This is a genomic window from Latilactobacillus sp. VITA-14 (assembly GCF_046580785.1).
Taxonomy (GTDB): Bacteria; Bacillota; Bacilli; order Lactobacillales; family Lactobacillaceae; genus Latilactobacillus; species Latilactobacillus curvatus.
Window position 1 is genome coordinate 1 of record NZ_JBJKTM010000023.1, and the last position, 13,916, is coordinate 13,916.

The following is a 13,916-nucleotide window of genomic DNA, read 5'->3' on the forward strand; positions in this document are numbered from 1 at the left end:
TGTTGGGGCTTATTTAATATACTCTAAAGCGTTTTTAAAATCTGAACGGGACTAAAACTTCGGCCTCCGAAAATTAAATTAAGTAATTTAAATTGAAAGTCAAATTTGTTCGTACTTTTATGTCCGGATTCTTGACATAGGAGCCTCTTGTCGAATCAATGTTTCACTCACATAAAACTTATGGTATAAATTTTCTATACTTTTCGTGAATGGTGCATTGAATAGACAACTTAATATAATTACATTTCGTCTCTCAACTGGCGAGAATGCGACATAATCTTTTTCGTGAGTTTGCTTCATTATTTGTAAATAATTCTGGTAATTTAACAAATAGCCTCTTCCATGCTCCGATTCTACTAAAGTCATTTTATAAGTCTCATTTATCGATTTAACCGACCTGTAAATCGTTTTTTGAGATACGGCAACTACATCGGCCAATTCATTTGCTGTCATGTAATCTCCATTCTTTAACAAAGCATTCAATATCTGATTCATATAACCAGTCATATTTTCCTCCTTATGTTTATGATAGCGCTATTTTTATTAAAAAAAGATAAACCTTTGTCCGTTGCTACGGTCATTCTTCTTGTTTTTCTTTATTCTAGTACATCTTGTGTAATGTATACAAAAAGCCCTACCGTATTCCGGTAGGGCTTTTCGTTGTGTGGAGTTGCTATTAATATTATTTTTTGGTACATCCTTAGTGTAGCAAAACCTGGGCAGCATTCCAGTTACAAGTTCAGCGAATTGTTCGGAAAGTGAACAATATCACTAAATTGTTTAGTTACTTTTAACGATTTGCTCAAGCTGCTTCAAATTAAAACATAACCGCTCATCAATCACCTCCGGTTCGGTCTGCAGATTATTTTCAAACCAACAATCTAGTTGGCGAATGATTGCACCGCCGTAAAAGTCTTCCAAGTGATTTAACTGTTGTGGCGTGTATTGTGCTTTGTAATGGCGCAATGCCTTATGAATAATCTGTTTCATAACCTGTTCAAAAAAGCGGCGGCGTTCCGGATAATCCGCTAGATGATATAAATTCAAGCAAAACATGCGATACCGTGTAATAAATTGAATGGCTTCATGACAGCCAGATTCCCAATCGCCACTCACTATACTCTCATCAACTTTTTGAATAATTTGTTGTTCAAGTGTCCACCAAAATAAGCCGCACATGCCCGTTGGAAAATGATTATAAAAGGTCGTTCGTGACAAATTAGCCGTCTTCAAAAAAGTCGCGACCGTCAATTTCGTCGCTTTTTGATCCATTAATAATTCGATTAAAATCATTGCCATATAGCGCTTAGTCGCTTGTCGTCGTGTCATTTACCCACCCGTTCCGATTACTATTTTCATTCTAACAACAAATAATCATTAATAGTGAAATTATTAGCAAAGATTAATTTTATAGCAATGAAAACGTTATCTAATTATTATCGATTGCACAAAAAAAGCGGTGCGAATTTGATATTCGCACCGCCTTAACACATTAATTATTTTTCTAAACCTTCCGCAACTGCTTCTGGGTAGTTGACTGTGACAGTTGCAGCACAACGCGCACAAAGCATTGGGAACTTATCATCTGAACCGATATCAGTCTTAATCATCCGACAACGATCACAAACATCCCCCTCAGCATGCGCAACACTAACCGAAATGCCATCAAATTGAGTCGCTTCTGTTGGAACATCGGCTGATTGATCCGCAATTGTTAATTGTGAGACAATCAATAATTGTTTAACATCAGCATCCAATGAAGCTAATAAAGCAGCATTGGCTTCGTTTGGATAAAGTGTTACGGCCGCTTCTAATGACTTACCGATGACCTTGTCCATCCGGGCTGTTTCAAGAGCTTTTAAGACATCGTCACGGATCCCCATGAAGGCATTCCAAGTTTCAACTAAGTCTTCTTCACCGGCAAAATGTTCAACTTCTGGCATTTCAGCTAATTGAACGAATTCTTCTGGTTCGTGTAAGTAGCTCCAGATTTCTTCAGCTGTGTGTGGCAAGATTGGTGTCAATAACTTCGTCAAGGCTACTGCTACTGCATAGAAAACAGTTTGTATGTTACGACGAGGTGCATCATTTTGACCATCGATATAAACAACGTCTTTGGCGAAGTCTAAGTAGAAGGCTGATAATTCGTTCGTCAAGAACATGTTAATTGTCTTATAAACTGTGGCAAAGTCGTAAGCATCATACGCCGCTTTACAGCTGGCGATGATTGCGTTTAAGCGCACCAACATGAACTTATCAACTGAACCTAATTCTGCGTAATCAACTGTATCTTTAGCAGGATCGAAATCAGTTGTGTTCGCAATCATGAACCGCATTGTGTTCCGGATCTTCCGGTAAGCTTCACTGACTTGTTGGAAGTTTTCCATTGTGACTTTCACGTCTGAGCTAGCATCAACTGAAGCGACCCAGAGGCGCACAATATCCGCCCCCATTTGTTTGATGATCTTTTCAGGCAAGATTGTGTTCCCAAGTGATTTACTCATCTTACGACCGTTACCATCTAAGACAAAGCCTTGTGAAATAACAGCTTTATAAGGGCTGACTTCGCCAACTGCAACACTGGTAATTAAACTTGAGTTAAACCAGCCACGATATTGATCTGAACCTTCTAAGATTAAGTCCGCTGGATAAGTTAAGTCATCGCGAGCCGCTAACACAGCTTGATGTGATGAACCTGAATCAAACCAGACATCCATGATATCTTTTTCTTTTGTAAATTCACCATTTGGACTCCCAGGATGTGTAAAGCCTGCTGGTAATAAGTCTTTAGCATCCCATTCAAACCAAACGTTTGAACCATGCTCTGCAAAGAGTTGCGCCACACGTTCGATTGTTTCTGGCATGACGATTTCTGTGCCGTCTTCAGCATAGAAGATTGGTAATGGCACACCCCATGCCCGTTGACGAGAGATAACCCAATCGCCACGATCACGAATCATGTTGTAAAGACGGGTCTTTCCCCATTCTGGCATGAATTCAACTTTTTCGATTTGTGCTAAGATTTGATCGCGGAACGCATCGATTGAAGCAAACCATTGGGCTGTTGCCCGGAAGATAACGGGTTTCTTTGTCCGCCAGTCATGTGGGTAACTATGCGTGAAGAAGTCGAGTTTCAATAATGAACCGTTCTTTTCAAGCGCTTCTGTCACCATTGGATTGGCTTTATCGTAATAAACGCCTTCAAAACCAGGGGCATCTTCAGTCATAATCCCTTTGCTGTCAACGACTGAAAGGACTGGTAACTTATATTTAGTGCCAGCGTTATAATCATCTTCACCGTGACCTGGTGCCGTATGCACTAAACCAGTCCCAGTTTCTAATGTCACGTGGTTACCTAAGATCACCAATGATTCACGGTCATATAATGGGTGGCGGGCTGTCATTAATTCCATGTCAGCACCTTTGAAAGTCTTCAAGATTTCAACTGATTCCCAACCAAGAAGATCAGTCATCTTGTTCAAACGTTCTGCTGCCACAACGTATTTTTGGCCGTCAGCTAACACTTGAACATAATCGAAAGCTGGGTTAACCGCAATCCCTAAGTTAGCAGGAATTGTCCATGGGGTTGTTGTCCAGATGATGAATTTTGTATCCGCATCTAATAAGTCTTTCCCATCCACCACGTTAAACGCCACGTACATTGATGGTGACTTGATGTCTTTGTATTCAATTTCAGCTTCCGCTAAAGTTGATTCTGATGAAGGTGACCAGTAAACGGGCTTCTTACCTTTATAGATATAACCTTTTTTAGCCATTTCACCGAAGACCCGAATTTCTTCAGCTTCAAAATCAGCTGTTAAAGTGATGTATGGGTTATCCCAATCAGCAGAAATCCCAAGACGCTTGAAATCTTCGCGTTGCTTGTTGACTTGTTCCATGGCATAGTCGTAACAAAGTTTACGATAATCAACGAGGCTCATTTCTTTCCGCTTGATACCCTTTTTAGCCAAGGCTTGTTCGATTGGCAAACCATGTGTATCCCATCCAGGAACAAAAGGTGCGCGGAACCCGTTCATTGATTTGTAACGAACGATAATATCTTTACTTGTTTTATTTAAGGCGTGACCCATGTGGATGTTGCCGTTCGCAAATGGCGGGCCATCATGAAGAATGAATGAAGGTTTACCTTCATTTAATTTTTGCCGTTGTTGATAGAGGTTGTTATCGGCCCAACCTTTTTGCCAATCGATTTCACGATTCGGTAAACCTGCTCGCATTGGGAAAGCTGTCTTGCCCAGGTTTAATGTTTCTTTGATACGCATCAAATCACTCCTTTATTTTTAAAAACAAAAAAAGATCCCGCCCTGAATAGGACGAAATCTTCGTGGTACCACCTAAATTTGAAGGTCAATGACCTTCCTCAACATGCAATAACGCGCATTAAGCGTCCCAAATTACTCAATTCATCTGGAATGAAATAAGGTGATACACCGCTAAACAGAGCATTACCAACCTTCCACCGTCGTTGGCTCGCTTAAATGATGTTTTGCTTGCTAGTCCTTATTTAAATCTGTTACTTGGTTTTCAATTGGGTTGTAAGAATCCGTAACAGCTTCAACCACTTCATCTGAATCGGTGTCTTCGACTACATCGGAGAGCACTTCATCATTGTCATCTTCTTCGACTGGTGTTTCTTCACCAGGGAAAATAATGGTTTGCGTTGTTGTCACATCATCTTCAGCAATTTGACCCCAAGGTTTAACTTCTGCATCCGAGTTTACTTGATTTGACCCATGGTTGTCAAGGTCTGTCATATCAATTTCAGCTGAAAGAGCTTGATGGTCCGCTAAATCATCTTTAGCTAATAAATCTGTCCATTCAGGACTCTTAACCACTTCTAATTGTGATTCAAGCATAACTTGTAATCTTTGACGGAAAATCCGTGTTTGTTTCTTCAAGTCATCGGTTTCGATTGCAATTTGTTTTGCACGTTCAGTTGCATCGTCAATGATGTGGTTTGATTTTTCAGTTGCATCATCCAACATTGATTTTGCATTCTTTTCTGATTCAGTTTGAATCATTTCAGCTTCTTTTTTAGCGTTATCTTTAACACGGTCAGCCGCTTCTTGTGCAACAATGATTGATTGGTTCAACGCATCTTTCAATTCATTAAAATACGTTACTTTTTCATCGCTTGATTTTAATTCCGCTTTTAAACTTTCATTTTCTGTTAAAACTGATTCGTAGTCTTTAATCACTTGATCTAAGAAATCATTGACTTGATCCGGATTGTAACCCCGCATTTTTGTGTTAAATTCTTTGTTATGAATATCTAAAGGTGTTAAAACCATTTTGAAATTCCTCCATCTTTTTCAGCAATTATTTTCTTAAAATCCCCAGTGTCACTCGATATTTTTCTTTACGAGTCTGACCATCAATCGATTGGAGTTGAATCCGGCCAAAACCACGAACAGAGACGATATCTAATAGTGCTAATTCAAAGTCTGGTTTATCAAATGCTTGCCAATTCAGTTTAACTTTGTTGGCTTGAATTAATTCTTTAGCGCGTTGTCGCGACAGATTGTAAACAGTTGAAATGATCGTATCCAAGCGAAACGAGCTGACAGTCGTTTGTTCGAATTGCCAAGCGTCCTTAGGCGTCAACAACTGTGTATAGTCTTGTTCTTGCAAATGAACTGATACGCGACCAATCTTAGTGATTTGCTCTTCGACATAGCCTGCCATCTTCTTCGTCACAAAGAATTGCCAGCGTTCTTCATCGGTCATAATATCCCCAAAAACATCACGGTCAATGCCAGCATTCACAAGCGTGCCAAGCACCTTCCCATGTGATAGGTTTGCAAATTTAATCGGGTACCGAATCTCAAATAATTGAATCTCAAAATCCGCATCCGTTGGTTCAAAGTAATCTGGAGCAATCATTGCCCGTTTCCGTTCAGCAGCGTTATATCCGCCATTAAAGTGATAACGGACGTCCCCTTTTTCACCGACCAAGGTTTGTAAAATAAACGCTTGACGCGGATCTAAAAACGCCGTTAAGATTGGTCGATATTCAACTTGTGCTTGCTCAATCCAATCCAAAACCTGCGCAACAAATGGCGCCTCGCTTTTTCTAAAATGTTGATAGACATCTGCTTGATTGACCATTGATTACATCCCCACTAATAATTGTGCGAGTAAGCCGATCCCACGTTCTACTAAATATAAAACGAAAAACGCAGCAATGGCTGAAATCCCAATACCACCGATTGCAGGAATGAAGCGGTCAAAGATTTCTAAGAAAGGTTCAACTAACTTAGCAACAAAGCGCCCTAATTTACTGCCCATCGCCTCTGGAATCCACGTTAATAAACAATAGATTACGACGATGCCACTATAAATCCGTACCACATACATGAGCATCAAGAGCACATAAAATAAAAATAGTTGCACCTAGTTCACCTCAATATCAAAATCATTTTGATCGACAATATCTGAAAGATTACCATCGATTTCATAGTTTGGTGGCGTACATAAGAAAATCTGATCACCAACCCGTTGAATTTCACCGTTGATGGCAAAAACTGCCCCTGTTAGGAAATCAACAATTCGAGTGGCTTGTGTCGCTTCAATTCGTGTGAAGTTAACAATCACTGCTTTATTTTCAAGTAAACTTTTGCCGACTTTTTTTGCGTCGGAATAAATCCGTGGTTCACATAAGACAATTTTATTCATTTTAGTAGCTCCCGCAGCTTGCATCGAGACGACGTTATTCGGGCGAACACTTGGTTCACCTTCATTAGTGACAGCCGCAGTTTCTTGCGTATTAGCATATTCATCTTCATCTGACATGCCGAAAAAATTGCTAAGACTAAACTTACCAGCCATGAGTCATCCTCCTTAGTTATTGCGACGGCGCTTGAAAAATGGCGGCACATCGTCCCCATTTTGGTTATCTTGCTTATTATCATCCGCTTGGGCTGTCCGTTTGAAGATATCGAAATCTTTCTTTTCAATTTCATCAAATTTTTCAGTTGCTTGCGCTTGCTCGCGGGCACTTGGTTCGCGACGCATATCCCAATCTACAAATGGATCATTATTTTGTTCTGATGGTGTTGAAGGCGCTGTTGTCTTTGGTGCTGAATTGTTTGTTGCTGGACGACGTTTGTTGTTATCTTCATCAATCCCAGTTGCAATAACCGTTACAACAACTTCATCACCAAGATTTTCGTTGATTGAAGTCCCGAAAATCAAGTTAACATCGTTAGTTGCAGCTTGTTGCACGATACCAGCAGCATCTTGCGCTTCAAATAATGACAAGTCTGGTCCACCCGTGATGTTTAAGAGGACTTGTTCTGCACCATCGATTGAAACTTCCAATAATGGTGATGAAATAGCCTTCTTCGTTGCTTCAGCTGTCCGGTTTTCACCCGTTGCTGAACCAATCCCCATCAAGGCAGAGCCTTGGTTAGCCATAACTGTTTTAACATCAGCAAAATCCAAGTTGACAAACCCTGGTGATGTAATTAAGTCAGAAATCCCTTGAACCCCTTGACGTAAAACATTATCGGCTTCTTTGAAGGCTTCCATCATTGGTGTCTTCTTGTCAACAATTTCGAGTAACCGGTTATTAGCAATGATGACCATTGTATCAACATGTTGCTTTAATTCAGCAATCCCTGAAGCGGCGTTTTTACCACGTTTAGGGCCTTCAAATGTAAATGGACGAGTAACAACCCCCACCGTTAGTGCGCCAAGATCTTTAGCAATTTTGGCAACAACAGGGGCAGCGCCAGTTCCGGTACCGCCACCCATGCCGGCTGTGACAAAGATCATGTCAGCGCCTTTTAAGGCTTCGTTGAGGACTTCTTCACTCTCTTCAGCAGCTTTTTGGCCGATTTCAGCAGTTGCGCCGGCACCGAGGCCGCGAGTCAACTTAGGTCCTAATTGGATCTTTGTTTCAGCTTTTGAATCTTCAAGTGCTTGAACGTCAGTGTTAGCCGCAATAAAATGAACGCCTTTAACGCCTTCGTTGATCATTCTGTTGACAGCGTTACCACCAGCACCACCGACGCCGATTACTTTGATGATTGCGCCGCTATTTTCTTGTGCTGCATCTAATGAATATTCCATCTGTTTTTCCTCCTGTTACGACTAGCCCTTATTCAAAAAAGTTACTAAAGAAATTTTTCAGGCCTTCGAATGCATTTTTTGATTGATTTTTAGGTTTGGTTTTCTTACTTGGTACTTCTTTGGTTGTTGCTTGAGGTTTCATTGTTGATTTCGTCACTGTTTGGTCTAATTCAGTCTGTGCTACATTCCCAAGTGCGCCTTGGACCAACCAATCAACTTCCGACAAGTTAGCTATGTAGTTAATTAAACTCAACCCTTGGGCAAATGATGGGTGCCGCAAGCCCATTTGATCTGGAATGTATAACTTCACTGGGCAATTAAAGATTTCCTTAGCCAAGTCGACAATCCCAGGTAAAGCTGTCACGCCACCGGTCATAATCACCCCACCAGGCATATCAAAAGCGTGTACTTTATCCAATTCAGCTTTCAAACGATCAAAAATCTGCATCGTCCGTGCTTCAATAATCTCAGCTAATTTTTTCTCTGTCACTTGCACTGGTAAGGCTTGACCAACAACTTCAATTGGAATTTGTTCTTCTTCTGAAGCAGCCAATGAATCAGCATTACCATAATCTCGTTTAGCTTTTTCAGCATTTTCAATTGACGTGTTCAAGACCACGGAAATATCCTTGGTCATATGGTCGCCACCTTCTTGATCAATCGCCGTAAATTTTAATTGATGATCATGAATCACAGCAGCTGTACTTTGACCACCGCCAAGGTCGACAACGATTGCCCCAAAATCTTGTTCCCCGTCTGATAAGGCTAGCTTACCAAGTGCTAATGGGTTCACTACGAGTTGTGATAGTGTTAAACCCGCTTTTTCAATACATTTCTTTAAATTATGAATCATTGTCTTGGGTGCGGTGAACAAAATTCCGTTCATCTCAAGCCGAACCCCCATCATTCCGCGTGGATCTTTAATCCCATCAAATCCATCAACCGTAAACGATTGCGGTAAGATATTGAGGATTTCACGTTCAGGTGGTAAATTCCGAACCAATGCGGCACTAGCAACGTCTTGCACATCTTGACCAGTAATTTCCTTAGATTGATCAGAGACCGCAATCATCCCTTGGCATTCTTCGATTTGTAGTTGGTTGGCTGGAATTCCAGCAACAACCCGATTAATTTCAATATTTGCTTTTTGTTCTGCTTGTTGTACGGCTTGTTGGATAGCGGTAACCGCTTGATCAATGTCCACAATCGTCCCGCGACTTAATCCGTTTGATCTAGCTGATCCGACGCCAATCACATTAAGTTGTTTATTAATTGATTCTGCAACAATTACCTTAATTGAAGTAGTTCCGACATCAAGACCGACATATATTTTTGAATTCTCCATTAAGTGTGTGGAACCTCCTTGCATTCAATTAGAATAAAATGATTCCTATGCTAAATAGTACCACATTTCGACTAGATTTAGAAAGCCAATCCAATCTTTTTAAACAGTGTTAACTAATTTTTTGTTGAATCAGCCTCAGAATTATCAAATAATTTGGCGTAAGCGCCAACTTCTAAGTCAATTCGTCCCTTACCGTCCATTTGTTTCGCCAGTGTGGGATAATATTTAATTTTCTTGGCAAGTGTCCGCAAATCCCCAACAACCTCATTACCATCATTCATATATAAGTGAACTTGATAAGGATTATTGTTCTTAGCTGTTAAACGAATTTCCGACACAGCACTTTGAATGCTGTTTGGAAAAGCTTGATATAGTTTTAACCCTTGCTTTAAGAAGGCGTCATTTTTAAATTGACTATAGACAGGGCTATTGCCGAGAGACTGCGCCATTTTCGTCTTTAAAATCGTGCCATTTTCTAAGATTGGATAATATTGTTTATGCCGCACTAGATAGCCCACCGTAGGATATTCCTTAATCGCCAATGTCAGTTGATTAAACTGATCAACTTTGACATTTACGCTTTTCACCTTAGGTAGTTTCTGGTGAATCCGCTTCTCAATCGCTTTTTCCTGCCAGATTTGTGTCAGGACGTTATCGCCAATCCGTACGCCACTCGCATTAATCACCTGTTGATCAGGCACTGATTTAGTCCCGTTGACCGTCATTTGTTGAACGTCGCTAATCGGCAACATAAAATAGATTGCCACACAAGCACCCAATGTGAAGGTGCTCAATAACGCTGTCAACCGCCACTTTGTCTTTGCCGTTCGTTGCGCTTTTAGATGTGGTAGTTGACCACTAATTGTTGGTCGCCCGGGCGTTAACCGTTGCCGACGTTGTTTCTTCCAACGCTTTAGTTGATAAGCGCGCCAAACGTTTAGTAATTGGAGCGGATCGAGCGACCCATTTTTAGTTGTTTTTTTCTTCAAGTCATCCGCCCCCTTCTTAACTTAGATGATAGTATTAATCACTTCAATAATGCGATCTGAAGCGTCTGGAATCCCCATTTTCTTAGCTGCTTTAGCCATGGCTTGTTGACTATCAGGGGTTGCCAAAAGCGTATCTAATGACTGAACTAATTTGTCACCCGTTAATTGTGCTTCTGGAATTAAAATCGCTGCGTCTTCTTTAACCAAACTCTCGGCATTTTTTGTTTGATGATCATTTGTTACATAGGGGCTTGGAATCAAAATTGACGGAATCCCAAGTGCTGTGATTTCCGCCAAACTCGTCGCACCAGCACGACCAACAATGGCCTTTAAATCTGGTAAAATTTCAGGCATGTCGTTGATATATGGTACAACAGCCAAATTATCGTTGAGCGTCATCGTCTTTAATTGTGCTTGAACATCATCAAAATGAACCCGTCCAGAAACGAATAGCACCTGATACTCTCTTGTATTAAGTGCTGGTACTGCATCGATAAAAGCTTGGTTAATACTTGGTGCACCACGGCTCCCACCAAACACAAGTACTGTCGGACTGTCAGTCTTAAGCCCGAATTCACTTAAACGTTCGTTTGGTAACATTCCAGCAACTTGTTGGGCCCGCGGATTGCCTGTTAATACAATTTTGTGCATTGGGAATTGGTCGCTGACTGATTCAAAGGAAATGGCAACTTTATCGACAAAGCGCGCCAAAAAGCGGTTGGTAACCCCGGCTGCTGAGTTTTGTTCATGAATCAACGTTGGCACTTTTAAGCGACTTGCTGCATATAGCAATGCCCCAGAAACATAGCCACCCGTTCCAATCACAATATCAGGTTTGAATGTTTTAATCATTTCTTTTGCCTCTTTAACACTGCGCAAGAAAAGTTGAATTGTTTTAATATTCGTTTTAATGCCCTTCATATTCATCGAACGTTTAAATCCTTGGATTTCTAACGTCTTAAAATCGATGCCTTGATCTGGCACAATTTTACTTTCCAAACCGCGTTTAGTCCCAACATATAAAACGGCATCCAACAAGTCGCGTTGTTGCATTCTTTCAATTAGGGCTAACGCTGGATAGATGTGGCCACCAGTTCCGCCACCAGATATCATTACTCTCATTTTAGAATCTCCAATTCAATCTGTAATTTGTTCGACTGCCTTAATAAAGACGTCTCCACGTTCTTCAAACGTCTTGAACTGATCCCAGCTCGCACATGCAGGCGACAATAAAACCACGTCGCCGGCTTCACTAGCAGCATAAGCTTCAGGCACTGCTTTTGTTAAATTATCAACTATTTTGATGACGGGAATACCTGCTTCACGTGCTGTCTGTGCCAACAATTGTTTGGTTTCACCATATAAGATGATTGCTTTTACGTGTTCTTTTAGTAGTGGTAATAATGGTTCGAAAGTAAAGCCCCGGTCAAGACCACCCGCTAATAAAACAATTGGTTGTTTAAAACTCTTCAACGCGACTTCGGTAGCTTCCATATTGGTTGCTTTAGAGTCGTTATAGAAGCGGCGACCTTCATAGCTCGTCACAAACTGCATCCGGTGTTTAACGCCGGTAAAGGTCGTTAAAACATCAATGATCGCATCGTTTGATTGGTCCATCAACTTAGCCGCCGCAATTGCGGCCAAAGCATTTTCAATATTATGGTCACCAGGGACGTTAATATCAGTCACTGGCATTATCACTTCACCCTTAAAACAAAGTTGGCCATCTTTGACATAGGCGCCAGCTTCAGAGTTGCCTAGCCGTGAAAATGGCACAACTTGCGCCTTAGTTTGGCGACTCAATTCACGTAGTTCAGGTAAGTCCCAGTTGACAACAAAAAAGTCGTCAGCCGTTTGGTTTTGAATAAGTCGCATTTTCGCAGCCACGTAATTCGCACGCGAGCCATGATAGTCCAAATGTGCTTCATAAATATTCGTTAAAACTGCAATCTTAGGTTTAACGGTTGTTGTACCGAGTAGTTGGAAACTTGATAATTCTGTGACCATCACATCGGCAGCCGTCACTTTTTGGGCGACCGCACTTAGTGGAATGCCGATATTGCCCGCAGCGTATGCGTGCCCCTGGGTGCGATTTTCATCTAACATCAACGTAATTAACGTTGTGGTAGTCGTCTTCCCGTTTGAACCAGTCACACTGACCCATTGGGCTTCAGACACTTCGTACGCAAGTTCTGGTTCCGTTAAAACTGGAATCTTACGCGCAATCGCTTCTGCCACCATTGGGTTATCGTAACGAATGCCCGGATTTTTGAAGAGGTATGCAAAGTTGCGCTCAAATAACGCCAATGGATGCGATCCAGTAATGACGGTTGCCCCTAATTCACGCAATTGTGCAACTTGAGGATTGTCTTCTTGTTCCTTTCCGTCATTGACGGTCACAATCGCCCCTAATTTTAATAACAATTTAGCAGCATTAAAGCCGCTCTTCCCTAATCCCAAAACTAAAACTGCCTGATCTTGATACGTCGTGCTGGCCTTCATTAAATTCGCCCTCTTCTAAAAAATTAACAGATAAATTGCTGAACAGATGATACTAAATAACCAAAAGCTGATATCAATCCGCCATTCACTCCACCCTGACATTTCAAAGTGATGATGAATGGGACTCATTTTAAAAATCCGCTTATGGAATAACTTAAATGAACCGACTTGTAACATCACACTTGCTGTTTCAATGACGTATACTAACCCGACCAATAGCAGTGAGAACTCTCGATGTAATAAAATTGACATGGCTGCTAGTGCGCCACCAAGTGCTAGTGAACCAACATCACCCATGAAAATTTGCGCTGGTTTTTTATTGTAGATTAAAAAGCCAAGCAATCCGCCAATAATGCTGAGGCCGAAAATGGCGACATCAATTTGGTTTTGACGAAAGGCGATAATTGTATAAGTTGCAAATGAGATGGTTGCCAAGCCAGCAACTAACCCATCAATGCCATCCGTTAAGTTCACCGCGTTTGAGAAACCGACTAACCACACTAAGACGAATACACAAAAGAACCAGTTACTTGAAATAGTGCCAATTACTGGGATTTCAAGTGCAGTACTGAAGCCTTCATGGAAATAAACAGCGATGAAGACAATCCCACCAATAATTTGCCCTAACAATTTTTGCCAAGCGCGTAAGCCTAAGTTCTGTTTACGGAAAACTTTAATAAAATCATCTGAAAAACCGAGAATACCGTATAACACCAGAATAAACATGGCAATTAATAGACTATTCGTTAACTGTTTTAAGAATAATCCTACCCAAATACTTGAAACAACAGCGGCAATAATGAATAAGAGCCCGCCCATTGTTGGTGTCCCATTTTTCTTAGCGTGCCATTTGGGGCCTTCTTCACGGATTGTCTGCCCCTCTTTTTTAAAGTGTAAATACCCGATAAAAAGCGGCATAAAAATCACCGTAATTACAAACCCACTCATTAAGGGCACTAAAAATTGTCCTGCTGCCATTTCATAAA

General features: G+C 41.0%; 13 protein-coding genes and 1 other annotated feature. All 13 genes read right to left on the reverse strand.

What is annotated here, in order from left to right; translation table 11 throughout:
• Positions 1-117 precede the first annotated feature (117 nt).
• The 13 genes from ACF1X7_RS08575 to mraY all read right to left on the reverse strand — a co-directional run bounded on the left by ACF1X7_RS08575 (position 118) and on the right by mraY (position 13,908).
• Positions 118-507, reverse strand: coding sequence for an HTH domain-containing protein (locus ACF1X7_RS08575; protein WP_064777064.1), 390 nt, complete (start codon positions 505-507; stop codon positions 118-120).
• A 273-nt stretch (positions 508-780) separates the two neighbouring features.
• Entirely contained in the window at positions 781-1,329 is a 549-nt protein-coding gene (locus ACF1X7_RS08580) for a TetR/AcrR family transcriptional regulator (protein ID WP_146955278.1), read from the reverse strand.
• 167 nt (positions 1,330-1,496) lie between these two features.
• On the reverse strand, positions 1,497-4,283 hold the full coding sequence (ileS, locus tag ACF1X7_RS08585) for an isoleucine--tRNA ligase (RefSeq protein WP_411162674.1): 2,787 nt from the start codon (positions 4,281-4,283) through the stop codon (positions 1,497-1,499).
• Between the two features lie 44 nt (positions 4,284-4,327).
• Positions 4,328-4,538 (reverse strand) — a binding site (T-box leader).
• Positions 4,515-5,312 (reverse strand): DivIVA domain-containing protein, encoded by a 798-nt coding sequence (locus tag ACF1X7_RS08590; protein ID WP_146955276.1) that lies wholly within the window; start codon positions 5,310-5,312, stop codon positions 4,515-4,517. Its footprint overlaps the feature before it by 24 nt.
• 28 nt (positions 5,313-5,340) lie before the next feature.
• Complete coding sequence (locus tag ACF1X7_RS08595) at positions 5,341-6,129, reverse strand: RNA-binding protein (RefSeq protein WP_004270696.1); 789 nt, start codon at positions 6,127-6,129, stop codon at positions 5,341-5,343.
• Between the two features lie 3 nt (positions 6,130-6,132).
• Positions 6,133-6,384 carry a YggT family protein gene (locus tag ACF1X7_RS08600; protein ID WP_035186602.1) on the reverse strand — a complete coding sequence of 84 codons (252 nt, stop codon included), beginning with the start codon at positions 6,382-6,384 and terminating at the stop codon, positions 6,133-6,135.
• Between the two features lie 30 nt (positions 6,385-6,414).
• Complete coding sequence (locus ACF1X7_RS08605) at positions 6,415-6,849, reverse strand: cell division protein SepF (protein ID WP_004270705.1); 435 nt, start codon at positions 6,847-6,849, stop codon at positions 6,415-6,417.
• A 12-nt stretch (positions 6,850-6,861) separates the two neighbouring features.
• Entirely contained in the window at positions 6,862-8,094 is a 1,233-nt protein-coding gene (gene ftsZ / locus ACF1X7_RS08610; RefSeq protein WP_004270698.1) for a cell division protein FtsZ, read from the reverse strand.
• A 28-nt stretch (positions 8,095-8,122) separates the two neighbouring features.
• Positions 8,123-9,439 (reverse strand): cell division protein FtsA, encoded by a 1,317-nt coding sequence (ftsA, locus tag ACF1X7_RS08615; protein ID WP_039099389.1) that lies wholly within the window; start codon positions 9,437-9,439, stop codon positions 8,123-8,125.
• Positions 9,440-9,552: 113 nt separating this feature from the next.
• On the reverse strand, positions 9,553-10,428 hold the full coding sequence (locus tag ACF1X7_RS08620; protein ID WP_064777060.1) for a cell division protein FtsQ/DivIB: 876 nt from the start codon (positions 10,426-10,428) through the stop codon (positions 9,553-9,555).
• A 21-nt stretch (positions 10,429-10,449) separates the two neighbouring features.
• Positions 10,450-11,550 carry an undecaprenyldiphospho-muramoylpentapeptide beta-N-acetylglucosaminyltransferase gene (gene murG, locus ACF1X7_RS08625; RefSeq protein WP_035186598.1) on the reverse strand — a complete coding sequence of 367 codons (1,101 nt, stop codon included), beginning with the start codon at positions 11,548-11,550 and terminating at the stop codon, positions 10,450-10,452.
• A 15-nt stretch (positions 11,551-11,565) separates the two neighbouring features.
• Positions 11,566-12,930, reverse strand: a complete 1,365-nt coding sequence (murD, locus tag ACF1X7_RS08630; RefSeq protein ID WP_064777059.1) for a UDP-N-acetylmuramoyl-L-alanine--D-glutamate ligase — start codon at positions 12,928-12,930, stop codon at positions 11,566-11,568.
• A gap of 15 nt (positions 12,931-12,945) precedes the next feature.
• Positions 12,946-13,908 carry a phospho-N-acetylmuramoyl-pentapeptide-transferase gene (gene mraY, locus ACF1X7_RS08635; protein WP_411162675.1) on the reverse strand — a complete coding sequence of 321 codons (963 nt, stop codon included), beginning with the start codon at positions 13,906-13,908 and terminating at the stop codon, positions 12,946-12,948.
• Positions 13,909-13,916 lie beyond the last annotated feature (8 nt).